The sequence below is a fragment of the Mesorhizobium sp. WSM4832 genome (assembly GCF_055811115.1).
Map to the genome: position 1 here is coordinate 117562 of NZ_JBVVQH010000011.1, position 24953 is coordinate 142514.

Here is a 24953-nt window from a genome sequence, read left to right on the forward strand (position 1 = left end):
TCTGCGGCGTCAGGTGCGAAGCGATCGTCAGGAAATGGAAGTTGGTCCGGTTCCGCGCCGGCTCAAGGCGCTGATGCCCGGCATCACCCAGAAGGTACTGATCGACCAGCTGCGCGAGATGGAAGAGCATGGGCTGGTAAGCCGCGATATCTTCGCGGAAATCCCGGCGCGCGTCGAATATTCCGCGACACCGCTCGGCTTCAGCCTCGAGCCCATCCTGCTGGCGCTCTGCCAATGGGGACAGCACCACGCCGACGAGCTGGACGAGCGGAGCCGCCTTGCCGACTGTATCATCAGGCCCAGGCAGGTGGCTTCCGCAAATTGAAAAAGATCAAACACCCGGCGCTCATCAATTCGCCTCCAGGAATGCCCGGGCGAAACCAGGCTCTACAGCCTTGATCGTTCCATCAGGCAACTTGAGCAAGCGGTCGACCGCAATGCCGTAGATCCGCAGCCGCTCCTCGAGCAGGTGGGCCGCTTCCTTGAGATCGCCTTCTTCGGCCTGGCGCAGCGCACGGTGCATCACGTCCCGGAAGAACAGCCTGATCTGCAGAAGCATATCGGCGAAGGCCATCGGGTCGGGCACCTCGAAGGCGCCTTCCTGGCTCCCCTTCCTCAGGAGGTCCGCGACCATCGGCAGGGCGAGCTCCCTGGCGGCCTCGTCGATCCTGTGGAAGAGCACGACGTTCTCCGGCCGAAAGACCACGGCGAAAGTCTTCCTGATCTGCGGGGCAAACTCGACATTGAGCCGCTGCGATCCGGAAAAAAGCGCGTTGAGCCGGCCGATCGCATCGAGCGAAGAATCTTCGAGCATGGGCCCGAGCTCGGCGAGACTTTCGCGAGCGATCCGCGCCGCGAGCGCTTCCAGCAGCGCCTCCTTCGAGGCGAAGTAGTGGTAGAACGCCCCCTTCGACAGCCCGGCCTCATGGATGATGTCGTTGACCGTCGTGTCGTCATAACCGCGCTGGGTGAACAAGCGCTGGGCGCAGTCGAGAAGCTCGGCAGAGCGTATTTCGGGCGACTTTATCACTCTGGCCAATTGGGTTCCCTCGGGACGACTGCTTGCTCAAAACGTGATCGACAGGCCGGAACGCCTCCGCTGTCAATACGTTTTGGAGAGTATAGACCGACGGTCGGTCTGATGCTATAGGTCCCGCCCTTGAAAAAGGAGCGCTCCATGCGGTTGAGGCGGTTGAAAGCCTGGATTGCGGGTATTGTCGTCGCAGCGGCGGCGGCCAGCGCCACGGCCTGGTATCTGCTGCAGCCGACGCCCGTCCCGGTGGTGACGGCCAGGCGCGGCGACGCGGCCGAGATCGTCTATGCCAGCGGCTCCGTAGAGCCGAGGACCTGGGCAAAGGTGGCGCCCGTGGTCCGCGAGAGGATTTTCGAGCGGTGCGACTGCGAGGGCTCGCGGGTCAAGCGCGGCGACGCGCTTGCCAAGCTCGACGATAGCGAGGTCAAGGCCGCGCTCGGCGAGCTCGAGGCGCGACGGGCTCTGGCCGAACAGGAATTCCAGCGCCAGACGGTGCTCGCGCAAAGAAATGCTGCCAGCCAGCAGGCGCTCGATCAAGCGCGCAGCGCGCTGTCTCAGATCGAGGCGCTGATTGCCGCGCAGAAGGCGCGCCTCGAAACTTATATATTGCGCGCGCCGAGCCCGGGCATCGTGCTGAGGGAGGACGGCGAGGTGGGCGAGGTGGCCGAACTCGGCACCATACTGTTCTGGATCGGCGAGCCGCGGCCTCTGCTCGTGGTCGCCGAGGTCAACGAAGAAGACATTCCGCGCGTCGAGGTTGGCCAGCGGACGCTGCTGAGGGCCGACGCGTTCCCCGGCCGGAACCTGGAAGCGGTCGTCGATCGGATCACGCCCAAGGGCGATCCGGTGACGAAGACATATCGCGTGTATTTCCGCCTGCCGGACAACACGCCGCTCAGGATCGGCATGTCGACCGACGTCAACATCGTTACCCGCGAGGCCAGGAACGCGCTGCTGGTTCCTTCCGCCGCGGTCCAGAAAAGCGATGTCGTCGTGGTCGAAGGCGACAGGGCACACAAGCGCGAAATCGGCGTCGGCATTCGAGGCGTGAAGGACGTCGAGGTGCTGTCCGGCATCGGCGAGCAGGATCGCATCGTCTCGCCCTACCCGGCTGACCTCGAAGACGGCACGCGCGTGAGGGCCGCCGAAGGAGGAACGTGAAGCGAGATGCCGCTGATCCTCGACATCGCCATCACGCATATCGCCTGCCGCGGCCGCCAGACGCTGGTGGCGCTGGTCGGCGTGGCGGTCGGCGTCGGCTTCTCGATCGCCATGGCGGCGCTGATGCAAGGCGGGCAGGACGATTTCGTCAGGCAGCTCGTCGACACGATGCCGCATGTCGACATAACCGACGAACAGCGCACGGCTCGCCGCCAGCCCGTCGAGGACGTGTTCGATGCTGTCGCCATATCGGGTCTGAGGCCACGCGACGATCGCAGGGGCATCATCAATCCGACCCAAGCGATCGCATGGCTCGGAAGCTGGATACCGGGACGATTCGCCGTCAGCCTCAGGACGCAGGGCGTTATCCGCTATTCGAGCCGCGAGGTTGGCGCCACCATCATCGGCGTCGAGCCGGAGCGCGAGCGCGGCGTGTCGCCGATCGTGGACGATTTCGTCGCTGGCAACTTTGCGGCGCTGGCCGCGGGCGGAAACAACGTGCTGATGGGCGATACGATGGCGAGCCGGCTCGGCGCCGGGTTCGGCGACACGATCACGGCGGTATCGTCGGAAGGGCAGGCACGCAGCTTCAAGATCACGGGCCTTTTCCACACCGGCACGACCGCACGTGACGAGGGCGAGGCCTACATTCTGTTGAAGAACGCGCAGATCCTGTCGCAGCGACCCAACGCCATCAACGATATCCGGATCAAGCTCGACGACCCGAACCGCGCACCCGTGGCGGCGCACCGGGCCGAGGCCGAGCTTGGCTACAAGGCCGTGGCATGGCAGGAGGCCAACGAAGCGATCCTGCAGGCTTTCGTCATCCGCAATATCATCATGTACACCGTGGTCGGCGCCATCATGCTGGTCGCTGGCTTCGGCATCTTCAACATCATCTCTACCATCACTCACGAGAAGACGCGCGACATTGCCATCATGAAGTCGCTTGGCTTCCGGGAAGCGGATATGCGGCGATTGTTCCTGCTTGAAGGCGTGGTGATCGGCGCCGGCGGCTCGACGCTCGGCTGCCTGCTCGGCTTTTCGATGGTCTTCGCGCTGTCGCTGGTGCGTTTCGAGATTGCCGCGGCTGGCCAGGAGATGACCCATCTGCCGATCGCCTGGAGCGTGTTGCATTACATCATCGCCTCGTTGTTCGCGGTCGGCTCGGCGGCGGTGGCCGGCTATCTGCCGGCGCGGCGGGCGGCGAGGCAGAACCCGGTCGAGATCATCAGGGGCGCGACATGAGCACGCTGATCGAGACCGAAGGGCTGACCCGCATTCTGCCGGAGACGGTGCCTGTGACGCTCGTCAAGGACATTACCCTTCGGATCGACGAGAGGGAGCTCGTCGCCATCACCGGTCCGTCCGGGTCGGGAAAATCGTCACTGCTTTACCTGCTCGGCCTTCTCGACCGGCCGACTTCAGGCCGGCTCTCGATCGCCGGCCGCGACAGTGGCCCCATGGACGAAGAGGAACGCGCCAGGACACGGCTCGAGACGATGGGCTTCGTGTTCCAGTTCCATTTTCTGTTGCCGGAATTCACGGCGCGCGAAAATGTCGAGATCCCGATGCGCAAGCTCGGCCGGCTTGCGCGGGACGAGATGCGCAAGCGCGCCGGCGATCTGCTCGGTTCGCTTGGACTGGGTGAGCATCTCGACCGGCGACCCGACCAGTTGTCGGGCGGCCAGCGCCAGCGGGTGGCGGTAGCGCGCGCGCTCGCCAACGACCCTCCGCTCATCCTCGCCGACGAACCGACCGGAAACCTCGACAGCAAGAATTCCGAGCAGGTTTTCGAAATACTGCAGAACCTGGTGCGTGAGCGCAGCAAGGCGGTGGTCGCCGTGACCCATGACCTCGACATGGCCGCGCGAATGCAACGCCAAATCCATATCGTGGACGGTAGGACCGCGTGAAAGCTGCAGCTTGCACTGAGGCCGTTGCCTCGGCAAAGCCGAGCCCGATGGCAGCCCATTTGCGGAAATGAAGGGAACAGCCTGGCCGACTGCATATCATGCCAAGGCTGGCGGCCGACGCTTCCGCGAATTGAAAGGGCGGCGCGAAGCGCCGCCCTTGGGGACATGATCTTGAGAGGACGATCTTGGGAGGACGATCCTGTTCAGGCGGCCTGGGCTTCGCCGGCGATCGCGTCGGCGGCGCGGGCGGCCTTCAGCACCCTCGCCCACCAGGCGACGTCGTTGACCAGCGCGGCTGCCGCCTGGTTCAGGTGCTCGATGTCCTCGAGCTTCTTTTCGCCCTGGCGGACGGCAAGGAAATCGCCCCAGGCGATATGCACGGCCGACTTGACCGGCGCCATCTGCAGCTCGACGGCGATCAGGCGGAGCTGTTCGACCGCGCGCGCGCCGCCGACCGAGCCATAGCCGACAAAGCCGGCCGGCTTCTTGTTCCATTCATTGGCGGCGTAATCGATGGCATTCTTCAAGACACCGGTCGGAGCGTGATTGTATTCGGCCGCGGTGAAGATGAAGCCGTCGAACTCGGCGACCTTCTTCTGCCAGCGCTGCGCCACTTCGTTCTGCGACGGCGCCCACGCCGAGGAAGCGACTTCGTCGAAGAAGGGCAGCGGCCAGTCGCGCAGATCGACGATCTCGACGTCGATGTCGGCATGGGATTTGGCGATCTTGGCGATCCACTGCGTCGGCACGTCGGCGAAGCGGGCGGCGCGTGTCGAACCAACGACGATGGCGATTTTGGGCTTGGACATAAGGGGGCTCTCCTTGCGGGAATTTCTGGTATCGTTTGGATACCGGCGCTATATGTGATACCGACAACTTGGCGCGCAAGGAGGCACGTTTTTGTTACTGAGGCACCCGCACAACACCGAGGACTGCCGGGCCGTGTCGGAAATCCTGCAACGGGTCGGCGACAAATGGACCGTGCTCGTCGTCGGCAAGCTCGGCGGCGGAGCGATGCGCTTCAACGAATTGCGCGCCGCAGTCGGCGGCATTTCGCAGAAGATGCTGACCACCACTTTGCGCGGTCTGGAACGCGACGGCTTCGTCACGCGAAAGGTGTTTCCGACCATTCCGCCGCGTGTTGACTACGAGCTGACCGAGCTCGGCCACGAGTTGCTTGTGCCGGTCGGCGCGCTCGGCGCATGGGCGCGCAAGAACACCAATCGGGTTCAGGAAGCGCGCGCGAAATTCGACAGCCAGCAGGGCTGAAACCCTTGTAGCGCAAGGGATTCTGAACCGACGGTGAAATCCGTGCGCCTCAGCGCCGGCCTCATCACCCTGTGATTTTGATCAGATCCGCTGCGATCTCGAGTTAGCCTCGCAGTGTCGCCACGCCACCGCTTCGCCAGGGACGACCGTATTTAGTCGGCCACTCATCAGGCGCTTGGGGCGCTGCTGTCGCAGCATGTAGTCGAGCAGCTTTGCACCCGCGCCACCCTCTTGCCCACCGCCTTCCGGTCTCGCATGCAGGCAACGCGTGGAAGGTCTTTGCTGACCTCCACAGAGGCCGTTATGCCGAGCAGGCAGACCAGGGCGATAAGGGCTGCCACGAGCCAGCCGTTCAGCATGTGTTGACGCATTGTCTTTCCCCCGCGCCCTCAAAGTGGGGCGTGAAAGCAACCACTGGATGTCGCGAAGCGCATCTCCCGCGCGGGCGTTGTTACAAAACCGCATGCTTCTTGAGAATCGGGCCCCGTCAGCTCTCGGCCGGAACCGCCTTCGGCTTGCCCTCGCCATCGAGCGCCACCATGACGAAATCGGCATGGGTGACCTTCTCCATCAGGTCGGAAAGGTAGCGCTGCGCCCAGGCCTCGACCTTGAGCACCATCGAGGTGCGGCCGACGCGCTCGACATGGGTGTAGATGCACAGCGTGTCGCCGATCTTCATCGGCTTGGCGAAGGACATCTCCTTGACCGCGGCAGTGACCACCCGACCCTTGGCGCGCTCGGCGGCGCGGATGCCGCAGGCAAGATCCATCTGCGCCATCACCCAACCGCCGAAAATATCGCCGGCGGCATTGGCGTCGGAGGGCATGGCGAGCGTCCTCAAGGTGAGATCGCCAAGAGGTTTTCCGTCCGCGTAGTGCACCATCGCGAAATCCTTAAAGGTCAGATGCTGCTGCGTATCAATGCGACCGCCATGTCGCAAGCTTTGGTGAAAGCGAAATGCACGCCGCTGCGCCGGTCGCTTTTTTCACAAGCCATGCCGGAAGCCACGGCGACGCCGCAAGCCGGCAATGTCTAGGGTAAGCCCGACATTGCGGAGCCCGCCCTTCCATCATGCAGACTTATGATTTCATCGTCGTCGGCTCCGGTTCGGCTGGTTCGGTGGTTGCCGACAGACTGTCGGCTTCGGGACATTATTCCGTGCTGGTGCTGGAGGCAGGCGGGACCGACCGGCGGTTCTATGTCCAGATGCCGCTCGGCTACGGCAAGACCTTCTTCGACCCGGCCGTCAACTGGAACTACAAGGCCGAGCCCGATCCCGGCCTGGCCGGCAATAGCGACCACTGGCCACGCGGCAAGCTGCTCGGCGGTTCGAGCTCGATCAACGCCATGGTTTTCATCCGCGGCGCGCGGGAGGATTTCGATGCCTGGGCCGCCGCCGGCAATCCCGGCTGGAGCTATGACGACCTCCTGCCTTCCTTCAAGGCGATGGAAGACAATGCGGCCGGCGCCGATCAGTGGCGCGGCGTCGGCGGCCCCTTGCGCATCACCGACTGCACAAACGCGGTGCACCCACTGACCAAGCGCTATCTTGCCGCCGCACAGCAGGCCGGGCTGCCGCTCAATCCTGATTTCAACGGCGCTTCCCAGGAAGGCGTCGGCGTCTACCAGATCACGACGAAGAACAGCCGCCGCATGTCCGCCGCTCGCGCCTTCCTGCGGCCGGCGATGAAGCGCTCCAACGTCCGTGTCGAGACCAACGCGCTGGCGACGAAGATCCTGTTCGAGGGCAGGCGCGCCGTCGGCATCGAATATGAGCAGAACGGCGAGACCAAAACTGTCCGCGCCGGCCGCGAGGTGATCCTTTCGGGCGGGTCGATCAACACGCCGCAACTGCTGCAGCTGTCCGGCGTCGGCCCCGCGGCGCTGCTAGGCAACCTCGGCATCCCGGTCGTTCGCGGCAACGACAATGTCGGCGCGAACCTCCAGGACCATGTTGGCATCAACTACACCTTCAAAGGCAAGCTGCCGACGCTGAACCAGATCCTGCGGCCCTGGTGGGGCAAGCTGCTGGTCGGCATGCAGTACATCCTGCTGCGCTCGGGTCCGCTGTCGCTGTCGATGAACAATGCCGGCGGCTTCTTCCGCACCGACCCGTCGATGACGCGACCGAACATGCAGCTCTATTTCCAGGCCTTCTCGACCGTCATCCCGAAGAGCGGCGAGCGTCCGATCCTGACGCCCGATCCGTGGCCCGGCTTCTCGATCGGCTTGTCCAACTGCCGGCCGTCGAGCCGCGGCGAGATCATGATCCGCTCCAAGGATCCGCGTGCGTATCCGAAGATCACGGCTAACGCCTATTCGACCAATGCCGATGTCGACGAGATGCTGGCGGCGGTGAAGTTCGTGCGCAAGATCGCCTCGATGCCGGCCATGGCCGAGATCATCGAGGAAGAAGTGCTGCCCGGCCCGTCTATCCAGTCGGACGCCGACCTGATCGAGGATTTCAGGAAACGCTCGGGCACCGTCTACCATCCGGTCTCGACCTGCCGCATGGGGCCGGACGCCGCGCGCGCCGTCGTCGATCCGCGGCTGAAAGTTCATGGGCTGGAAGGCCTGCGCGTCATCGACGCTTCAATTTTCCCCGACAACATCACGGGCAACACCAACGCCGCCTCGATCCTGACTGGATGGAAAGGCGCCGAGTTGGTTCTGGAGGATCAGAAATGAAGATTACCGACGTCAAGACCTGGGTGGTCGGCAACCCGCCGCCCGGCATCGGCGGCAAGTATTTCATCTTCGTCAAGCTCACCACCGACGGCGGCGTGGTCGGTTACGGCGAGGCCTATAACGCCACCTTCTCCGCGCATATCACCGCGAAAATGATCGAGGACATGGCCGAGCGCTATCTCGTCGGCCGCGATCCGCACGACATCGAGAATTTCTTCCGCCGCGCCTATTCCTCCGGCTTCACGCAGCGGCCCGACGTTTCCGGCATGGGCTGCTTCTCGGCGCTGGAAATGGCCTGCTGGGACATCATCGGCAAGGAAGCCAGCAAGCCGGTCTACAAGCTGCTCGGCGGCAAGGTGCACGAGACGCTGCGCTCCTACACCTACCTCTACCCGCACACCGGCAGCGTCCATTCCGAGGACGCGCCGGACGGCAGGAACGTCTACAACGACCCTGATATGGCGGCCGCCTGCGCGCTCGAATATGTCGAGCAGGGATTTAATGCCGTCAAGCTTGATCCGGCCGGCCCCTATACCGCTTTTGACGGCCATCAGCCGCGCTTGATCGACATCGACCTCTCCGCCCGCATGGTCAAGGCGATCCGCGAGGCTGTCGGAAACAGGGCGGACATCCTGTTCGGCACGCATGGCCAGTTCACCGCATCCGGCGCCCTGCGCATGGCGCGCGCCATCGAGCCCTACGATCCGCTGTGGTTCGAGGAGCCGGTGCCGCCGGACATGCCCGAGGTTATGGCGCAGGTCGCCCGCGGCACGTCCATCCCGATCGCCACCGGCGAGCGGCTGACGACGAAATTCGAGTTCGCCCGCGTCATCGAGAACCGCGCCGCCACCATCCTGCAGCCGGATCTCGGCCGCTCCGGCGGCATTCTCGAAACCAAGAAGATCGCCGCCATGGCCGAGGCCTACCATATTCAGATCGCGCCGCACTGCTATTGCGGCCCGATCGTCGGCGCCGCCAACATCCAGTTGGCGGTGACGCTGCCCAATTTCCTCATCCTGGAATCGCTGAAGCAGTGGGACGGCTTTCACGCCACCCTGCTCAAGAAGAAGATCGAATGGCAGGATGGCAATGTCATCCCGTCGAAGGAGCCTGGCCTCGGCGTCGAGCTCGACGAGGCGGTTTGCGAGGCGCATCCTTACACCGGCAAGGACCTGCATCTGCAGATGATGCAGACGCCGCTGATGCCGTGACCCGCGCTTACGCCTTCATCGGCCTTGGCCATCTCGGCGGCAACCTTGCCGCCAGCCTGCTGCGCAACGGCTTTGCCGTCACCGTCTTCGACCGCGAGCCGGCGGCGGTCGAGCGCCTTGTCGTGCTCGGCGCCATGGCGGCGGCAAGCCCGGCGGATGCCGCTGCCCGCGCCGGCAATGCGATCACCTGCCTGCCCTCGCCGAAGGTCAGCGAAGCGGTGCTCGCCGGCCCCGACGGATTGCTTCAGGGCCTGCCCGCGGGCGGCACCTGGATCGAGATGTCGACCAATGGCCGCGACGAGATACTGCGGCTCGCCGCACTCGCTTCGGCAAAAGGCATCGAGACGCTGGAATGCCCGGTGACCGGAGGTGTGCATCTGGCGGCGGCAGGAAAAATCACTGCGCTCGTCGGCGGTGACGCTGCTCTCTATGAACATCACCGCCCGGCGATCGAGGCGATGTGCGCGAAGTCGTTCCTGATGGGGCCGGTCGGCTCGGCGGCGGTGATCAAGGTGATCACCAACATGCTGGCCTTCATCCATCTGGTCGCCGCCGGCGAGGCGCTGATGCTGGCCAAACAGGGCGGGCTCGACCTCGCCCAGGCCTACCACGCCATCGTCGCCTCCTCCGGCAACAGCTTCGTGCATGAGACCGAAAGCCAGCTTGTCCTGAACGGCTCCTACGATATCGGCTTCACCATGGACCTGGCGCTGAAGGACCTCGGCTTCGCGCTGGCCATGGGCAGGGATTTCGGCGCGCCGCTCGATCTGGCGTCTCGCGTCAACGCGATCTTCGAGGAAGGCAAGCGCGCCTATGGCGGCGATGCCTGGTCGACCCGGATCGTCAAGCTGCTCGAGGATGAAGTCGGTGTTGAGCTTCGCGCGCCGGGCTTCCCGGCCAGACTCGAACCATAACCGGCAAAAATTTAGCCAGTTATTTCAGGCGGCTAACAGGATCGGGTGAATCAGCTTCTCAGCCAGTTGATTCAACCTCTCAGCGTCAGCGCACCGGGCAGGATCTCGAAAGTCGCCGGAATCCGGCCCGGCGACTCGCCGTCTATGTCGACCAGCGCGCCGTTCTTTTCTACGTCCCCCAACGGCTCTACCAGCACCTTGCGCCCGCGCAGGATGGTGATAGCCGGATGGTTGCGATGGCGTCCGCCATAGAGCAGCCGGATGTCCCTTATCAGGCCGAGCTTGCCGGCCGCGCGCAGGATGACGATGTCGAACTGGCCGTCGGCGAGCTCGGCGTCGGGCGCAATCATCATGCCGCCGCCGAAGAATTTCCCGTTGGCTACCGCCACCAGCGCCATGCGCGCCTCGATCGGTTCGCCGTCGTCGATGGTGATCCGGACGTCCTGGAAGCGGTAGCGGATGAATTCCGCCACCGTGCGCCAGAAGAACAGCGCCTTGGCCGAGACCCTGCCCTTGCGCTTGTCGGCGTTGACCGCGCGATCCGTCGCGCCGGACAAGCCGAGGCTGGCGATGTTGATGAAGTGACGGCTGGCCAGCGCGCCGTGGTCGTCGATGTAGGAGATGCGCCCGGCATCGATCTTGCGGATCTTTGCGCTGGCGATCTGCTTGACGGCAGCGTCGATGCCGCGCGGCAGGCCAAGCCCGCGCGCGAAGTCGATGCCGGTGCCGCAAGGCAGAAGCCCCAGCGCGCTTTCGCGGCCGGTCTCGTGCTGTGCCTGCAGCAGCCCGTCGGCCACCTCGCTGGCGGTGCCGTCGCCGCCGGCCGCGATCACCAGGTCGCATCCGCCGGCGGCAAGGTCGATCGACAACCGCTCGGCGTCGCCGCCGGCTTGCGTCTCGCGCAGCACGAAATCGCCGAAATTCCTGTTGAGCGACGCCGCCGCCTCCGCCCAATGCCGCTTGAGCTTGCCGCCGCCGGCAATCGGATTGAGAACCACCCCGACCTTCAAACTGACCTCCCCCGAGGCAGGCTGCCCAAAACGCGCGGCGGATGCCGCGTTGGCGCCCAAAGTCTTTTGCCGGCCTAAAGCCTTTTGCCGGCCCAAGTCTTTTGCCGGCATTGAAACGCGGACCGGGCGGCGGGGCAAGGCTCCAGTATCCGAGGGCAACAGAAAAGCGGGGCAGGCTGTCCAAGGAGCTCGGCCGGCAAATTCCGAGGCTTTTGCCAATGGTCCCCGATAATCCCGCTATCCACAGGGCCGAGGGCATTCCGCAAACCGCTTACCCGGCGTACGTTAAACCCATCTCAGGCGGCTACCGAACGCCCAGCCGAAAGGCAAAAGCGCAAGGCGGATTTCCTGAGGCCCGTACGGCCCGGAACGACAGCAGGTTCGCCTGTTGGAGGGAAGGATGCCGAGACCTACGGGTGCCGCGGAAAGCGTGCCAACGCCGACGGCGGACCGATGCTGCCATGAAGGCCGGTAAAAACCTTCGATGGCACGCTGGGCGAAGCCTGCAAGGGTGGAGAACGGCGTGGTCTGGAACGGGCGCTGCCCTCGGGTGGCGACTGGCAGGACCGTCAAAATCAAGGCTGGCCTGGCGCGACGACTTTGCGGAAGTTGCTGCCATAACCGGTTCCTGATCTGACAGGGAGGCGCTGGGAGAAATCCCAGCGCCAACTGTCTTTTTGGAGCGGCTTTCCCGGCAGCCTGTTGCCGATGCATCGCCAAGCCCTCGAGTGGCCCGTTCGTGGATCGGCGCTGCGGACTGCACCCTGTCCCGCCGGCTCGCCAGGGCCTGCACATCGACGACTGAGGCATTTCGGCCACAGTCTCCGGCTGAGCAGCCTTCGGAAACGTCCCATCCTCCACATTTCACAATGGCGGCCAAATCCCGCCTTGTTCGGCGTGGATTGATGCAGGGGGGAGACAATTCGAAGGACAAGATCGTGATCAAGACCGCCCTTGTCGCCATGACCATAGTCGGCTGCGACTGCGACGCCAAGCTGTGCGAATATATCGGCGAGACGCCGGCCAAATGGAAAACGATTGCCGACTGCGAAGCGGCGATGAAGGGCCAGATGCTGCATCAGCACAATTTCAACTATCCGCTGGTTTCAGGCATCTGCCGCGTCAAGGGCTCCGCCTCCTCCTCCGAGCTTGCCGCGAAAGCCTCCAGGCCGGATCTGAAGCCCAGGAACCGTGTCGTCGAGACCATCGCCCCGCTGCCGCCCGAACTCAACCGCCGCCCGAGCGTTCCGGTCGGCGCAACGGTGACGGCCGGCGAAACGGAAGCCGCGAAACCCGTCGCCTTCGACGGGTCGATCGATGGCGGCCGCGCCGTGCTTTACCGCACCAAGGCAGGCTATGCCGTGGTCAAGACCGACCTCAGCCGCGCCGCCGGCGCGACGGTGGACGCGGCCAAGCGGTCGGCAAGCTGGCTGGCTGGCCTGACCGGTCTGTAAGCTGCCTTACGGTTTGACCTTCAAGGTCTTCCAGAACTTGTCGATCAGTGGCTGTTCGGTGGCATTGTCCTGATCGCCGATGCGCGTGATGAAGAGCAGTCCCTGATCGGCGGTGCCGAAGCCGACGATCTCGAAATCCGCGCTGTCGGTGCGCGTCTTCACGGTGGCTTTAAGTCCACTCAGCGCCTTGCCGTCGGCAAGCTTGCGGGTCGTCGGCGCCTGCGTCAGTTGCCCGCCCGCCTGGATCGTTTCCTTGGTCATCTCCTGCAGCATCAGCTGGTTGAGGGAGACCGGGTTCATGTTGTCGTATTTCTGCACCACGACGAGGGTGCCGAGCGCCGAAGCCATGAGATATTGGGCGATGCCGTCGCCGAGATCGGTCTTGGTAACCGAATTGCCGCTTGGATGGACGAAGGAAAAAGTGCCGCCGGAGAAGGTGGCGAAATCATTGTGGTCGATACGCACCTTGCTTGTCCTGCCGCCGGACAGGGTCACGTCGACATCCTCGCCCGGATCGATGTCGACCGTGACGCCGTCGATCGTCAGCTTGAAAGCCTTCGGGTCCTCGGCGCGGGCAAGCCCGGCGCACAGCATGATCGCGGCGAATGCCGCAGCCGCAAATTTCCTTCGCATAGTCCTGTCCTCCCCGCGCGGTTCCATTCAGTGCATTCGACGGCGGCCTCGCTTCGGCAGCCGAAGCTGTTTCCCGCTTGTCATTCCCCAGTGACAATCGGATTGCCGGAACGGCCGGCGCGCACCGATGAGCCTGATCCTGGGGACGCGAGCCGCAGCCTCGTATTGATAAAGCCGACACATTGCAGGAGGATAATGGACAGGAAATCAATGGCCTTTGGGGGGCGTCATGATCTTTGCCGTTCGTTTCGGGTTGTGCCTGCTGCTGGCGCTCGCTCCACTGCATGCTCGGGCGCAAGGCGACGACAAGGCCATGATGATCGCCTCCGACGACGCCGACATGGCGGCAGCGATCGCAAAGGCGCGATCCAGCCTGGATGAATTCCTGGCTTTGTCCGACACTCCGCCGCCGGGAACCGGCAGGTTCAAGCTGAAGGTGATGGTCGCCGACGGAAACGCGACGGAGCATTTCTGGGTCATCCCCTTCAAGCGGACCGAGACCGGCTTCGTCGGCATATTGGCGAACGAGCCGGAAATCGTTCAAAACGTCGTCCTCGGCCAGGACATCGAGTTCACCAGGGACGATATTTCCGACTGGGGCTATACCAGGAGCGGGCACCAGGTCGGCAGCTTCACCGTCTGTGTGATGTTCAAGAAGATGTCGAAGGAAGAGGCGGATTACATGCGCGCCCAATACGGCTTCGATTGCTGAGCTGAAGTGCGCTAGCCGGCCGCCTCGTCCTTCGCGCCGACCTTGCGCACCAGCGCCGCTGTCGCCAGCATCGCTCCGAGATCGGCGATCATCGGCGCTATATGCGTCTTGTAGTCGAGCGGCACCGAGATATCAGGCAGCTCGAAGAAGTTCTTGTTTTGCGGCAGCAGCAGAAAGCCGTCGCTGCCGTTGAACGCGACGCGTGCCGGTTCCTTCTGCCATGTTTCGCTCAGCCACTTCAGCGCCTGCGCCAGCCTGCCGGTCACCAGCGGCCGCGCAGCCTCGGCATTGTCGGTACGGAATTCGTAGGCGGCGTCGAGTTCCGGCACGCCGCATGACAGTTCTTCCACCTTGCTGGCGAACATGCCGCGGAAGAAGCCGGCGACCATATTGGCCCGCCGCGCCGCCACCAGTATCCCCGGGAACGGCGCAGTGGTCTCAAACGCGATGATGACGCCCTTGAACACCATCGATGTTGTCTTGCCGTGGCTCTCCAACAGCGTCACCTCGTAGAGTTCGAACGGAACGCCTTCGTACCGACCGGAAATGACATCCTCGAAATACGGGCGGTTGAACGTGCCAACCGTTTCACGCGGCAACCGGTCGAAGGACTTCGGCGGCACGCCATGTTGATAACGCATGTCCTGGATGAAGCCGAAGATGATTGGCAGCAGCGTATTGCGAAACGATTGCTGCAGTTTCCTCGCCGGCTTTACCGCCTGGAAATGGAGCAAGCCAGCGGCCACGAAGCCGCTGACATAAAGGAACACATGCGGCGTCGACAACCACTGCTCGTTCGGATCGGCGAGCTTGTTGAAAAGCCAGGCTACCAGCGCCACGACGACAAGCACCGATCCGATGAACACCGGCACGCGCCAGCGGGTCTGACGATAGGCCGACGCTCGCCCGGCCTCATAGGCCTCGATGTCTTTCCTGATGCCGGCGATCACCGCTTCGCTCGGCATGAAATCCGTCGTTTCCATAGCCACCCCCACCGCAAGCCTGAGCCTATGATAGCCGCTTTCGCAGGCCGCGTCAGTGCAGCGCGTCGGTGTATCGCGCGAGGCAAGATCAAGTCAGAAATCGACTGGAGCACCGCCAAAGATCGCTTCGAGGCGAGCCGCAGCCTTTCGCTTCAATGCGCCTTCCAGCGCCTCCACCGGCACCAGCCGCTCGTGGTCATTGGTGACGAGGCGCGCGAAGAAATGCAGTTCGTACGCCGCGATCATACCGCGCGTGACAGTATCGGCACTGACATCGACGGTCAGGATCGACCCAATACGGCCCGGCCATGGCTGGCGCGTAAAGGCGGTGCCGAGGAAATCGCCAAGCCCATAGGCGACCACGCTGTCGCCGATCCGCTCGGCCGGCTGCACGACATGGGCATGATGCCCCACGATCAGCCGGGCGCCATGATCTGTAAGTTTCCTCGCCAGCGCCCGCGTCGCCGGCCTTGGAAAGTGCCGGAACTCCCAGTCCCAATGTGGCACTGCGCAGAGCAGGTCGATGCCGCAAACAACCTCGCGCGGCCATTCGGCGGGATCGCCGCGCATCGACACGCGTTCTACGAACGGCGCGGCATCTGTGTTGCGCCAAAGCGTGAAAGCGGCAAAGCCGATCGTCAGCGATCCGGCTGCATGATGCTGGACAGGCCCGCCCGCCATCGTGCCCATGGTGCGGATCCCGAGCCGTTTCAGCGCCGCCAGCGTTGCCTCGAAGCCGGCAATGCCCTGATCGAGCACATGGTTGTTGGCCAGCGACAGAACGAGCCTGTCGCGTGCGATGCCCGCGCTTGCAAGCGCGTCGGCCAGGAAACGCTCGCTCATCGCGTGATGCGTGCCGAGCCATGTGCCCATCACGGCGCGTGGACGCTCGACGATCGGGCTTTCGCAATTGCCGACCACGAGGTCGGCGGATGAGAGCAGCGCGGCGATCGCCGGATCGCATTCCGGCGCATCGCGATTGGCCACGGCCGAAATGTCGCCGACGAACGCCAGCCGCACCTTCCGCATTGGCGGCGGATCGATCAACGCCGCCGCCGGCGCCGCGAAACCGCTTCTGTCGCCGCCAAGCGACGGCTTCAGGAAACGCGGCAACCACGACAGTTTGTAGGAAAGCGGATAGTTCGACACGGGCATGTCCAGTTTCGCCCTGTGTAGACTGTCTGACGAGTTGGTAGAAGCCGGCCGCCGAATGATCCGGCAGCGGACATCACCCAGGCTCGGCCGGACCAAAATACGTGTATGCTCCGCCACGTCACGCAGTGGAGGACGATAATGTTGCTGAAGACTGTCTTTGCAGCCGCCCTGTCGGTGTTCCTGCCGGCGTCCTTCGCCTGGGCGGATATGCCGGACGCCGCCAAGTCCATGTTCGAGGCGAAGAGCGTGGCCGACCGGAACACGGCGCTGTCGACGCTGGAGGCGGCAGCGGCCAAGGCCCCGGCAGCGGCCTATGCCGCCGGCGCCGGCGAATTCTTCACCGCGCTGGAGCTCCTCGCCGGCGGCCTGCATCGCCACGGTTTCGAAAGTCCGAAATCCTTCATGCTGCCGCTGATGCAGTTGCCCGTGCCGGACAATCCCAATCCGGAGCCGCTGACCTACGAAGAATTCCGCGCCATCCTGGTCGCCTTCCGCGACAGGCTCGAAAAATCCGCCGCCACGCTCGGCTCCGTCCCTGCCGGCGCCGACATCGGCATGATCATAGACCTCACCCATGTCGGCATCGACCTCAACGAAGATGGCACGATCGCGCCGGACGAAAGCATCGCCGCGATCATGGCCTCGCTCTCGCGCGGCAGCGTCGACACTAGCGATGCCGCGCCCTCGCTGACCTTCCGCTTCGACCGCGCCGACGGTTTTTGGCTGCAGGGCTATGCCGAATTCCTGATGGCCCAGGCCGATTTCTGGCTGGCGCATGATTTCCGCAATGCCTTCGACGGTTCCTTCCACATGCTCTTCCCCCGCGCGAAACTGCCGTTGCAGGATACGCTGGTGCCGCTGGACGGCGGCATGAGCGGCAACATGTTCACTTCCGAATGGCGCTTGGCCGACTTCATCTCGCTGGTGCATCTCGTCAACTGGCCGGTGATCGAGCCGGAGCGCCGGCAGGCCGCGCGACGCCACCTGCTGGAGATGATCCGGCTGTCGCGCGAGGATTGGAAAGCGATCCTGGCCGAGACGGACAACGACCGCGAATGGCTGCCCGGACCGCAGCAGAAGGGCGTCAACCCGCTGACCGGCCTCGAGGTCGGCCAGGAACAGGTGCAGGCCTGGCTCGCCACGCTGACGGTGGCCGAGGACCTGCTCGAAGGCCGCGCGCTGCTGCCGCATTTCCGTATCGCCGGCAAGGGCATCAACATGAAGCGGTTCTTCGACGAGCCAAAACCGTTCGATCTCGTGCTGTCGATCACCGGCCCGGCCATCGCGCCTTATCTCGAAAGCGGCAAGATCCTCAGCAGCGACGATTTCGACCAGATCCAGCGCCAGTTCGGCGGCGCCGGCTTTTTGACTTTTGCGCTGTGGTTCAACTGAAGACCGATCCCGCAGGCTAAAGGATAGCGCCCTGATAGAGCACGGCCTCGGCCTCTTGCGGCGCGAAGCGCCGCGCCAGGGTGCGAAACGCGCTGTGGACGCCGTCGCGGTCGAGGTTGCAGCTTCTGAGGTGCCGGACGGCCAGCGTCGGATCGAAGGCGGTGCGCCCGTGCAGGACCCGCTGGTTGTCGAAGACCAGCACCTCGCCCGGCTGCAGCTGGTGCTGGAACTGGTTTGCCGGATCGCAGATCAGCCGCGTCAATTCGGCAAGCGCCTCGATCAGGCCGTCGATCTCCTCGATCGAACCGGCTTGTGGCGCCAGGCAGCGGTCATTGTAGCGTATGCCGGTGACGGCGCCGCTCGCGTCGAGGCTGATGACATGCGCCTCGGCGCTGAAGAACACGTCCCCGGCGTGCTCACGATGGAATGTAACGCATGCCGCGCGAGTAGGTCGAACAAATGAGGCGTGTCGCGGCGCATCCGCTCGGCGACCTGAAAGCCGTCGACCATTAGCGACGTGCCGCCGCTGCCGGCGCCGGTCCTAATGGCATGGAAGAAGATGAAGCCCGGCGGTGAATAGCGGAACGGCTCGTCGGTGTGCGGGATCTGCGCGCGCGCCGTCTCTCCAGCCACCCGCGCATCCGGTCGTGAGATAAGGTCGAAGACCTTGCCATAGCTGGTCTCGCGCACGGGACCGTAGCGGCCGGCGACACGCAACGTCGCCTCGGGCTCGGCCGGAACACCGGTCAGCATGGCGATGCCGCGGTCGCGCAAGGCGCGCAGCGATTGGAAAAGCGCCTCGTCCTCCTCGACCACGGCATCGAAAGCAAAGCGGCCCAGCCGGCCCGCCAGATTGCTGCTCCACAGCGCCGGCCGGAAGCGTGCAGCGCCCTGGTCGCCGGCCTGCCCGGCATGAGCGGCCAGAAAGCTCGCCACGAAGCGCGAGACATGGCCGTCCTGCCAAACCACGTCCATCTTTCCGCCCGACGAGATTTCGATCGACGTTGCCCCGGCATCGGCGGGAACGTCGGCGGGCGTCAGCCAGCGCTTTCCGGAAGCGGTGTCGCCGCATATCCCGCATTCGCAGGCAAGCCGCAGCCAGCGCATCGACAGCCGGCCCGCGCTGCCGTCATCAAATTCGACCGCGATGCGTGTTCCTTCGCTGCGCACCGACCGCAAGGAGCGGGGCGTCGCAAGAGCGCGATCGGCGGGGACGGATTGCGTTTGCATATCGAGCATGGCGATGACTTCCTTGGGTTGAGCTGCCTTCAACAAGGCTAGGTCTTTCTCGGCCATTTCTGCAAACGAGTTTGCTTTCCCAGGTTTTGAGGTAAGCTCAATCCGTGACGTCTCTTCGCGACCTTCCGCTATCGGCTTTGCGGGCGCTGGCCGCCGCCGCGCGCACCGGCAGTCTGACGCGCGCCGCCGACGAACTCGGTGTCACGCCGGGTGCCGTCGGCCATCAGTTGCGGCAGCTGGAGGATCGGCTTGGCGTCAAGCTGGTCAGGCGCGAGGGCAACGGCATCGCGCTCACGCGTATTGCCGAGGCGGCATTGCCCGATATCGACCGCGGCTTCGACGCGCTGGCCTCCGGGCTGAGGCGGCTGCGTTTCGAACGCCGCGCCGATACTTTCACCGTCGCGGCCGATCCCTCCTTCGCCTCGCTTTGGCTGGCGCCGCGCCTTGGCAACGTCCGTGCGGCTCTTGGCAAGCTGGACGTGCGCGTCGTCGTGTCGATTGCGTTGGACGCGATGCTGGAGGAAGGCATCGACCTCGCCATCAGCTACCGCAACAGTTCGACGAGGGATCTCGCATCGGCCGATCTCTTTACCGAAAGGGTTATACCGGCCTGCGCCCCGGCCTTGATGCGAAGCCACTCCGATAGGGATGGCGCCGCGGTGCTTGACCGCCTGCCTCTGCTGCATATCGATCAGACCATGGGCGACGACGTCTATCCCACGTGGCGGGACTGGTTCAGCGCCGCTGGTCTGCAGCGGAAAGACCTCGACCACGGGCCGCGGTTCCCCTTGACGGTCCTGGCAGCGCAGGCCGCAATCTCCGGCATGGGGGCGTTGCTCGCCAGCGAACTGGTGCTGAGGGAGCATCTCGGCTCCGGTCGGCTCGTCGAGATCGCCCGCGACGTTCCGGCATTGACCATCAGGCGCCGCTTGGTCTGGCCGGTGGACGGGCCGAAGGCCCGCCGCGCTGCCGCCGTCGCCGCGGCGCTTGCCGCGGTCGCGACGGCGGAGGTGGGCGATCCCCGGCTGGTCGGGTCATGACGCCTCTCCTGACAGCCTTCTGTCAGCAGCGTCCGCGGGCCGCCGGCGCCCTTTCACTCCGCTCTTTCCATTTTGGCCGAGTCCTCCCATATTCGGGTCATGGCCAAACGTCCTGACAAGAAAACGCCTTCGCCGGCGCAAGATGGCGCGCAGAAGCGGCGCAGTCCGCTGACGGAATTCCTCGATGCTGCCGAGCCGCTGGAGCCCGGTGGTTTTGCCGAAGCGCCGCAGGCCGATTTTTCCGGCGCGCCGCTGACCGGATCGATCTCCGATTGGGCCGGTCAGATCGAGCGCGAGGCGGAAAAGCAGCCCAAGGCAAAAGCCCCGAAGAAGATCCCCGAGCGCTCGTCGGCGCCAGGGCGCACGGCGCGCGGCACCTCGATGGGCGGCGCGGCCTCGGCGAAAGAGCGCGCGGCCGCCGGCCTCAACCCGGTGGCCGGCCTCGACATCAGCCTGGAGGACGCCGAGTCGGTTTCCTCGGGCGGCGTCACCGCGACGGTCGCGGCGCTGTCGGCGCTGATCGAATCCGGCAATCCACTGCACAAGGACGGCGTGCTGTGGACGCCGCACCGCCCTGCCCGCCCGGAGAAATCCGAAGGCGGCATCGCTATCAAGATGGTGTCGGATTTCGAGCCGGCCGGCGACCAGCCGACCGCCATCAAGGATCTCGTCGAAGGCGTCGACAACAACGACCGCACCCAGGTGCTGCTCGGCGTCACCGGCTCCGGCAAGACCTTCACCATGGCCAAGGTGATCGAGGAGACGCAGCGCCCTGCCCTGATCCTCGCGCCCAACAAGACGCTGGCCGCGCAGCTCTATTCCGAGTTCAAGAAATTCTTCCCGGAAAACGCGGTCGAGTATTTCGTCTCCTACTACGACTACTACCAGCCGGAAGCGTATGTGCCCCGGACCGACACCTATATCGAGAAGGAATCCTCGATCAACGAGCAGATCGACCGCATGCGCCATTCGGCGACGCGCTCGCTGCTGGAGCGCGACGACGTCATCATCGTCGCCTCGGTCTCCTGCATCTACGGTATCGGCTCGGTCGAGACCTACACCGCGATGACCTTCCAGATGCAGGTCGGCGACCGGCTCGACCAGCGCTCGCTGCTCGCCGACCTCGTCGCCCAGCAATACAAGCGCCAGGACATCAACTTCGTGCGCGGCTCGTTTCGCGTGCGCGGCGACACGATCGAGATCTTCCCCGCCCACCTGGAAGACCGCGCCTGGCGCATCTCGATGTTCGGCGATGAGATCGAACAGATCACCGAGTTCGACCCGCTGACCGGGCAGAAGACGGGCGAGTTGAAGAGCGTCAAGATCTACGCCAACTCACACTATGTGACGCCGCGCCCGACCTTGAATCAAGCCATCAAGTCGATCAAGGAAGAACTCAAGCATCGCCTGCAAGAGCTTGAAAAGGCTGGCCGCCTGCTGGAGGCGCAACGGCTGGAACAGCGCACGCGCTTCGATCTGGAGATGCTGGAGGCGACCGGCTCCTGCGCCGGCATCGAGAACTATTCGCGTTACCTGACCGGCCGCCAGCCCGGCGATCCGCCGCCGACGCTGTTCGAATATGTGCCGGACAATGCGCTGATCTTCATCGACGAAAGCCATGTCACCGTGCCGCAGATCGGCGGCATGTATCGCGGCGACTTCCGCCGCAAGGCGACGCTGGCCGAATATGGTTTCCGCCTGCCCTCCTGTATGGACAACCGGCCACTGCGCTTTGAGGAATGGGACGCCATGCGCCCGCTCTCGGTGGCCGTCTCGGCGACGCCGGGCGGCTGGGAACTGGAGCAGTCCGGCGGCGTCTTCGCCGAGCAGGTCATCCGCCCAACCGGCCTGATCGATCCGCCGGTCGAGGTGCGTCCGGCCAAGAGCCAGGTCGACGACGTCGTCGGCGAGATTCGTGACACGACCCGGGCCGGCTATCGAACGCTGGTCACGGTGCTGACCAAGCGCATGGCCGAGGACCTCACCGAATATCTGCATGAAAACGGCATCCGCGTACGCTACATGCACTCGGATATCGACACGCTGGAGCGTATCGAGATCCTGCGCGACCTGCGCCTCGGCGCCTTCGATGTGCTGGTCGGCATCAACCTTCTGCGCGAAGGCCTCGACATCCCCGAATGCGGCTTCGTAGCCATCCTCGACGCCGACAAGGAAGGGTTCCTGCGCTCCGAAACCTCGCTGATCCAGACCATCGGCCGCGCCGCCCGCAACGTCGACGGCAAGGTCATCCTCTATGCCGACCAGATCACCGGCTCGATGGAACGGGCGATGGCGGAGACCAACCGCCGCCGCGAGAAGCAGATGGAGTGGAACGCCGCCAACGGCATCACGCCGGAATCGGTCAAGTCGCGCATCTCCGACATCCTCGATTCCGTCTACGAGAAGGATCACGTGCGCGCCGACATCTCGCAGTTCACCGACGGTGCCGGAGCGATGATCGGCAACAATTTGAAAACCCATCTCGAGGCGCTCGACAAGCAGATGCGCGATGCCGCCGCCAATCTCGACTTCGAGAAGGCCGCCCGTGTCCGCGACGAGATCAAGCGGCTGCGCGAGATGGAACTTGCCATCTCCGACGACCCGCTGGCGCGCGAGGTGGAAAGCCAAAGTCCTGCGTCAGGCCGCGAGAAGGGCAAGCACAACAAGGGCGTGGCTAAACATCGTACGGTCGAAGAACAGGAGCGGTTCCGCAAGCTCGATGAAGCCCGCGCCGCCGAAGAGGCGGCCAAGGCTGCCCGGCCCAACCTCTTCCGCAAGCCGACGCTCGATGAGATGGGCGCCGACGGTGCCGCGCCGGTGAAGAAGCCGCTGTTCGCCAAGCCGTCGATCGACGACATGGGTCCCGGCACCGACATGCCGACCCCAGCCGGCGCGGTGTCCCGCTCGCTGTTCAAGAAGCAATCGGCGCAGGAAGCGCACGGTTCCGATTTCGGCATTCCCGGCGAGGCCACCAAGCCGCTGTTCAAGAAGAACTCGCTCGACGAAATGACGGTGCGGCGGACGGAAAAACCGGTCGAAGGCAAGGTGCCGGCGAAGCCGCAGCCAATCTCTTCCCATGTGGGGGAGGTGTCCGGTAGGACAGAGGGGGGCGCGAAGGAACGCGACGATTCCCCTAAACCAATCGTTCGCCAGCGCGCCGGCATCGGCTCCTACGAGGATCCAGGCGACGAGCACCGTCAAAAGCGCCGGACAAGCAAGACCGGGCGGCCGGGGCGGTAGCGCTTTTCCCTTCTCCCCTAGGGGAGAAGGGAAGTACTCCACCGCCGCTTGAAGCGGCTCACTTGCCCTCACCTTGGCCTTTGGTGTAATCGCTCCTCCACACTCGAACGTCTTGAAAGGAGGGCTGCGTGTTTATCGATCACCATCGTCAGCGTGGCCCGATCTGTGCCCTGCGAGCTTGCTTGCAGGGCTGACCAGGACGGTCCGGGTGTTCCCGTTTCGATTTTTGGTCTGCCCTTCGTGGTGCTGCTGAACCTGGCCTGATGGCCTGTCGGCGCACCGTCAAAGTGCATCAGCCGGACTTTGCCGCCGGCAAGACCAGAGAAATCCAAATGGCCCTGATCAGCCTCAAATCCCTCGGCGTCACCATGAGTGCGCCGCTGTTCTCCAATCTCGACCTCACCATCGGCGCCGGCGACCGGCTGGGCATCGTCGCGGCAAATGGCCGAGGCAAGTCCACCTTGCTCAGATGCCTGGCCGGCGAATTCGAACCCACCACCGGCGACATCACAAGATCGCGCGGCCTGCGTGTCGGCCATGTCGAGCAATCCGTCGCTGACGCATTGCTCGACCGCAGCTTCCACCACGTCGTCGCCGATGCCTCGCCGGCGGAGCAACGCGACAGCGAGCTGTGGCGCGTCGACGTGGTGCTGGATTCGCTCGACGTGCCAGAGGACATGCGCGATCGGCCGATGCGTGCTCTCAGCGGCGGCTGGCAGCGGCTGGCGCTGATCGCCCGCGTCTGGGTCACCGATCCGGACGTGCTCCTGCTCGACGAGCCGACCAACCATCTCGACCTCGCCAGGATCAGCCAGTTGGAAACATGGCTCAACGCGCTGCCGCGCGAGGTGCCGGTGATCGTCGCCAGCCACGACCGCGCCTTCCTCGACGCCGCCACCAACCGCACGCTGTTCCTGCGTCCGGAAGAATCGCCGGTCTTCGCGCTGCCCTATTCACGGGCGCGGCAAGCTCTCGACGAGCTGGACGCCTCGACGGCGCGCAGGTTCGAGCGCGACATGAAAATCGCCCAGCAGTTGCGCAAGCAGGCCGCAAAGCTCAACAACATCGGCGTCAATTCCGGCAGCGACCTTTTGACGGTGAAGACCAAGCAGCTCAAGGAACGGGCGGAAAAGCTCGAGGACGCGGCAGTGCAGGCGCATCGCGAGCGCTCGGCCGGCGCGATCAGGCTGGCCAACCGCGGCACCCATGCCAAGGTGCTGATCACGCTGGAAGACGCTGCGGTCGAAACGCCCGACGGCACGCTGCTGTTCAGGACCGGCAAGCGCCACATCTGCCAGGACGATCGCATCGTGCTGCTTGGCCGCAACGGCGTCGGCAAGACGCGCTTCATTGCGATGATCCGCAACGCTGTCGCCGAGCCAGGATCGGTTGAAAACCTCAAGGTGACGCCATCGACCGTGCTCGGCTACAGCGACCAGGCGCTATCCGGCATCAGCGGCGACGACACGCCGTTGGCGATGGTCTCGCACCGGTTCGAAGTCGGTGAGCAGCGCGCCCGCTCGCTGCTGGCCGGCGCCGGCGTCGCCATCGAAATGCAGGAAAGGAAGATCGGCGTTCTGTCGGGCGGACAGAAGGCACGGCTGATGATGCTGGTTCTGCGCCTCGCCAACCCCAACTTCTACCTGCTCGACGAACCGACCAACCATCTCGACATCGACGGCCAGGAAGCGCTGGAGGACGAATTGTTGAGGCATCAGGCGAGCTGCGTGCTTGCCTCGCATGACCGCTCCTTCATCCGCGCCGTCGGCAACCGCTTCTGGCTTATCGAGAAGCGTCGGCTGACCGAAGTCGACGACCCGGAGGAGTTCTTCCGCTCCGTCGCCGAATCGCCGAGCTGAGAGACGACACATCTGCCGGGCAGCATTGCCTGCATACTTTTCCA

General features: G+C 64.4%; 22 protein-coding genes and 1 pseudogene. 15 read left to right on the plus strand and 8 right to left on the minus strand.

Annotated elements, in window-relative coordinates; all coding sequences use genetic code 11:
- The first annotated feature begins 1 nt into the window (after window position 1).
- The gene (locus AC0L2L_RS17260) at window positions 2-325 is read left to right on the plus strand and encodes a winged helix-turn-helix transcriptional regulator (protein WP_473579859.1); all 324 of its coding nucleotides are present in this window, start codon (window positions 2-4) and stop codon (window positions 323-325) included.
- Window positions 326-349: 24 nt separating this feature from the next.
- On the opposite strand, the gene AC0L2L_RS17265 is transcribed toward AC0L2L_RS17260, so the two are convergent.
- Window positions 350-1030 carry a TetR/AcrR family transcriptional regulator gene (locus tag AC0L2L_RS17265; RefSeq protein WP_473579860.1) on the minus strand — a complete coding sequence of 227 codons (681 nt, stop codon included), beginning with the start codon at window positions 1028-1030 and terminating at the stop codon, window positions 350-352.
- A 147-nt stretch (window positions 1031-1177) separates the two neighbouring features.
- On the opposite strand from AC0L2L_RS17265, the gene AC0L2L_RS17270 reads away from it, so the two are divergent.
- Genes AC0L2L_RS17270 through AC0L2L_RS17280 form a run of 3 tightly spaced genes read left to right on the plus strand, consistent with a single transcriptional unit; the run spans window position 1178 to window position 4110 of the window.
- Complete coding sequence (locus AC0L2L_RS17270) at window positions 1178-2194, plus strand: efflux RND transporter periplasmic adaptor subunit (protein ID WP_473579783.1); 1017 nt, start codon at window positions 1178-1180, stop codon at window positions 2192-2194.
- A 6-nt stretch (window positions 2195-2200) separates the two neighbouring features.
- Window positions 2201-3442: an ABC transporter permease gene (locus AC0L2L_RS17275; protein WP_473579784.1), complete on the plus strand. Its 1242-nt coding sequence runs from the start codon at window positions 2201-2203 to the stop codon at window positions 3440-3442.
- Window positions 3439-4110: an ABC transporter ATP-binding protein gene (locus AC0L2L_RS17280; protein WP_473579785.1), complete on the plus strand. Its 672-nt coding sequence runs from the start codon at window positions 3439-3441 to the stop codon at window positions 4108-4110. The genes AC0L2L_RS17275 and AC0L2L_RS17280 overlap by 4 nt, the downstream gene beginning before the upstream one ends.
- 203 nt (window positions 4111-4313) lie before the next feature.
- On the opposite strand, the gene AC0L2L_RS17285 is transcribed toward AC0L2L_RS17280, so the two are convergent.
- A complete protein-coding gene (locus tag AC0L2L_RS17285; protein ID WP_473579786.1) occupies window positions 4314-4919 on the minus strand; it encodes an NADPH-dependent FMN reductase in 606 nt (201 codons plus the stop codon).
- A 91-nt stretch (window positions 4920-5010) separates the two neighbouring features.
- Here AC0L2L_RS17285 and AC0L2L_RS17290 point away from each other — a divergent pair, with 91 nt between their 5' ends.
- Window positions 5011-5379, plus strand: a complete 369-nt coding sequence (locus AC0L2L_RS17290; RefSeq protein ID WP_473579788.1) for a winged helix-turn-helix transcriptional regulator — start codon at window positions 5011-5013, stop codon at window positions 5377-5379.
- A 487-nt stretch (window positions 5380-5866) separates the two neighbouring features.
- Here AC0L2L_RS17290 and AC0L2L_RS17295 read toward each other — a convergent pair whose 3' ends face one another.
- On the minus strand, window positions 5867-6262 hold the full coding sequence (locus AC0L2L_RS17295) for an acyl-CoA thioesterase (protein WP_473579789.1): 396 nt from the start codon (window positions 6260-6262) through the stop codon (window positions 5867-5869).
- Window positions 6263-6283: 21 nt separating this feature from the next.
- Here AC0L2L_RS17295 and AC0L2L_RS17300 point away from each other — a divergent pair, with 21 nt between their 5' ends.
- Genes AC0L2L_RS17300 through AC0L2L_RS17315 form a run of 4 tightly spaced genes read left to right on the plus strand, consistent with a single transcriptional unit; the run spans window position 6284 to window position 10192 of the window.
- A complete protein-coding gene (locus AC0L2L_RS17300) occupies window positions 6284-6415 on the plus strand; it encodes a hypothetical protein (RefSeq protein WP_473579790.1) in 132 nt (43 codons plus the stop codon).
- 35 nt (window positions 6416-6450) lie between these two features.
- Entirely contained in the window at window positions 6451-8067 is a 1617-nt protein-coding gene (locus AC0L2L_RS17305; RefSeq protein ID WP_473579791.1) for a GMC family oxidoreductase, read from the plus strand.
- Entirely contained in the window at window positions 8064-9278 is a 1215-nt protein-coding gene (locus AC0L2L_RS17310) for a mandelate racemase/muconate lactonizing enzyme family protein (RefSeq protein WP_473579792.1), read from the plus strand. Before AC0L2L_RS17305 ends, AC0L2L_RS17310 begins: the two co-directional genes overlap by 4 nt.
- Window positions 9275-10192, plus strand: coding sequence for an NAD(P)-dependent oxidoreductase (locus AC0L2L_RS17315; protein WP_473579793.1), 918 nt, complete (start codon window positions 9275-9277; stop codon window positions 10190-10192). The genes AC0L2L_RS17310 and AC0L2L_RS17315 overlap by 4 nt, the downstream gene beginning before the upstream one ends.
- A gap of 71 nt (window positions 10193-10263) precedes the next feature.
- On the opposite strand, the gene AC0L2L_RS17320 is transcribed toward AC0L2L_RS17315, so the two are convergent.
- Window positions 10264-11202 carry a diacylglycerol/lipid kinase family protein gene (locus tag AC0L2L_RS17320; RefSeq protein ID WP_473579794.1) on the minus strand — a complete coding sequence of 313 codons (939 nt, stop codon included), beginning with the start codon at window positions 11200-11202 and terminating at the stop codon, window positions 10264-10266.
- 938 nt (window positions 11203-12140) lie between these two features.
- Between AC0L2L_RS17320 and AC0L2L_RS17325 the strand changes: the two genes are divergently transcribed.
- The gene (locus tag AC0L2L_RS17325; RefSeq protein WP_473579795.1) at window positions 12141-12656 is read left to right on the plus strand and encodes a hypothetical protein; all 516 of its coding nucleotides are present in this window, start codon (window positions 12141-12143) and stop codon (window positions 12654-12656) included.
- Between the two features lie 6 nt (window positions 12657-12662).
- Here the strand turns inward: AC0L2L_RS17325 and AC0L2L_RS17330 are convergent, their stop codons facing one another.
- On the minus strand, window positions 12663-13289 hold the full coding sequence (locus AC0L2L_RS17330) for a hypothetical protein (RefSeq protein WP_473579796.1): 627 nt from the start codon (window positions 13287-13289) through the stop codon (window positions 12663-12665).
- A 229-nt stretch (window positions 13290-13518) separates the two neighbouring features.
- Between AC0L2L_RS17330 and AC0L2L_RS17335 the strand changes: the two genes are divergently transcribed.
- On the plus strand, window positions 13519-14001 hold the full coding sequence (locus AC0L2L_RS17335) for a YegJ family protein (RefSeq protein WP_473579797.1): 483 nt from the start codon (window positions 13519-13521) through the stop codon (window positions 13999-14001).
- 11 nt (window positions 14002-14012) lie between these two features.
- On the opposite strand, the gene AC0L2L_RS17340 is transcribed toward AC0L2L_RS17335, so the two are convergent.
- Window positions 14013-14984, minus strand: a complete 972-nt coding sequence (locus AC0L2L_RS17340) for a DUF3137 domain-containing protein (protein WP_473579798.1) — start codon at window positions 14982-14984, stop codon at window positions 14013-14015.
- Between the two features lie 93 nt (window positions 14985-15077).
- On the minus strand, window positions 15078-16139 hold the full coding sequence (locus AC0L2L_RS17345; RefSeq protein WP_473579799.1) for a CapA family protein: 1062 nt from the start codon (window positions 16137-16139) through the stop codon (window positions 15078-15080).
- Window positions 16140-16277: 138 nt separating this feature from the next.
- On the opposite strand from AC0L2L_RS17345, the gene AC0L2L_RS17350 reads away from it, so the two are divergent.
- A complete protein-coding gene (locus AC0L2L_RS17350; RefSeq protein WP_473579800.1) occupies window positions 16278-17531 on the plus strand; it encodes a hypothetical protein in 1254 nt (417 codons plus the stop codon).
- Window positions 17532-17547: 16 nt separating this feature from the next.
- On the opposite strand, the pseudogene AC0L2L_RS17355 reads toward AC0L2L_RS17350, so the two are convergent.
- Window positions 17548-18827 (minus strand): annotated as a pseudogene (locus tag AC0L2L_RS17355) (clavaminate synthase family protein).
- A 47-nt stretch (window positions 18828-18874) separates the two neighbouring features.
- Here AC0L2L_RS17355 and AC0L2L_RS17360 point away from each other — a divergent pair.
- The 3 genes from AC0L2L_RS17360 to AC0L2L_RS17370 all read left to right on the plus strand — a co-directional run bounded on the left by AC0L2L_RS17360 (window position 18875) and on the right by AC0L2L_RS17370 (window position 24909).
- Window positions 18875-19810 (plus strand): LysR substrate-binding domain-containing protein, encoded by a 936-nt coding sequence (locus AC0L2L_RS17360; protein WP_473579801.1) that lies wholly within the window; start codon window positions 18875-18877, stop codon window positions 19808-19810.
- A gap of 99 nt (window positions 19811-19909) precedes the next feature.
- The gene (gene uvrB, locus AC0L2L_RS17365) at window positions 19910-23050 is read left to right on the plus strand and encodes an excinuclease ABC subunit UvrB (RefSeq protein WP_473579802.1); all 3141 of its coding nucleotides are present in this window, start codon (window positions 19910-19912) and stop codon (window positions 23048-23050) included.
- Window positions 23051-23382: 332 nt separating this feature from the next.
- On the plus strand, window positions 23383-24909 hold the full coding sequence (locus AC0L2L_RS17370; protein WP_473579803.1) for an ABC-F family ATP-binding cassette domain-containing protein: 1527 nt from the start codon (window positions 23383-23385) through the stop codon (window positions 24907-24909).
- Window positions 24910-24953 lie beyond the last annotated feature (44 nt).

Excerpts from the sequence above, each read along its gene's own strand:
- AC0L2L_RS17340 (WP_473579798.1), bottom strand. The coding sequence starts at position 14,984 with ATGGAAACGACGGATTTCATGCCGAGCGAAGCGGTGATCGCCGGCATC.
- AC0L2L_RS17305 (WP_473579791.1), top strand. The coding sequence starts at position 6,451 with ATGCAGACTTATGATTTCATCGTCGTCGGCTCCGGTTCGGCTGGTTCG.
- AC0L2L_RS17330 (WP_473579796.1), bottom strand. The coding sequence starts at position 13,289 with ATGCGAAGGAAATTTGCGGCTGCGGCATTCGCCGCGATCATGCTGTGC.
- AC0L2L_RS17335 (WP_473579797.1), top strand. The coding sequence starts at position 13,519 with ATGATCTTTGCCGTTCGTTTCGGGTTGTGCCTGCTGCTGGCGCTCGCT.
- AC0L2L_RS17350 (WP_473579800.1), top strand. The coding sequence starts at position 16,278 with ATGTTGCTGAAGACTGTCTTTGCAGCCGCCCTGTCGGTGTTCCTGCCG.
- AC0L2L_RS17280 (WP_473579785.1), top strand. The coding sequence starts at position 3,439 with ATGAGCACGCTGATCGAGACCGAAGGGCTGACCCGCATTCTGCCGGAG.
- AC0L2L_RS17345 (WP_473579799.1), bottom strand. The coding sequence starts at position 16,139 with ATGCCCGTGTCGAACTATCCGCTTTCCTACAAACTGTCGTGGTTGCCG.
- uvrB (WP_473579802.1), top strand. The coding sequence starts at position 19,910 with ATGGCCAAACGTCCTGACAAGAAAACGCCTTCGCCGGCGCAAGATGGC.
- AC0L2L_RS17270 (WP_473579783.1), top strand. The coding sequence starts at position 1,178 with ATGCGGTTGAGGCGGTTGAAAGCCTGGATTGCGGGTATTGTCGTCGCA.
- AC0L2L_RS17310 (WP_473579792.1), top strand. The coding sequence starts at position 8,064 with ATGAAGATTACCGACGTCAAGACCTGGGTGGTCGGCAACCCGCCGCCC.
- AC0L2L_RS17275 (WP_473579784.1), top strand. The coding sequence starts at position 2,201 with ATGCCGCTGATCCTCGACATCGCCATCACGCATATCGCCTGCCGCGGC.
- AC0L2L_RS17285 (WP_473579786.1), bottom strand. The coding sequence starts at position 4,919 with ATGTCCAAGCCCAAAATCGCCATCGTCGTTGGTTCGACACGCGCCGCC.
- AC0L2L_RS17300 (WP_473579790.1), top strand. The coding sequence starts at position 6,284 with ATGCTGCTGCGTATCAATGCGACCGCCATGTCGCAAGCTTTGGTGAAA.
- AC0L2L_RS17295 (WP_473579789.1), bottom strand. The coding sequence starts at position 6,262 with ATGGTGCACTACGCGGACGGAAAACCTCTTGGCGATCTCACCTTGAGG.
- AC0L2L_RS17370 (WP_473579803.1), top strand. The coding sequence starts at position 23,383 with ATGGCCCTGATCAGCCTCAAATCCCTCGGCGTCACCATGAGTGCGCCG.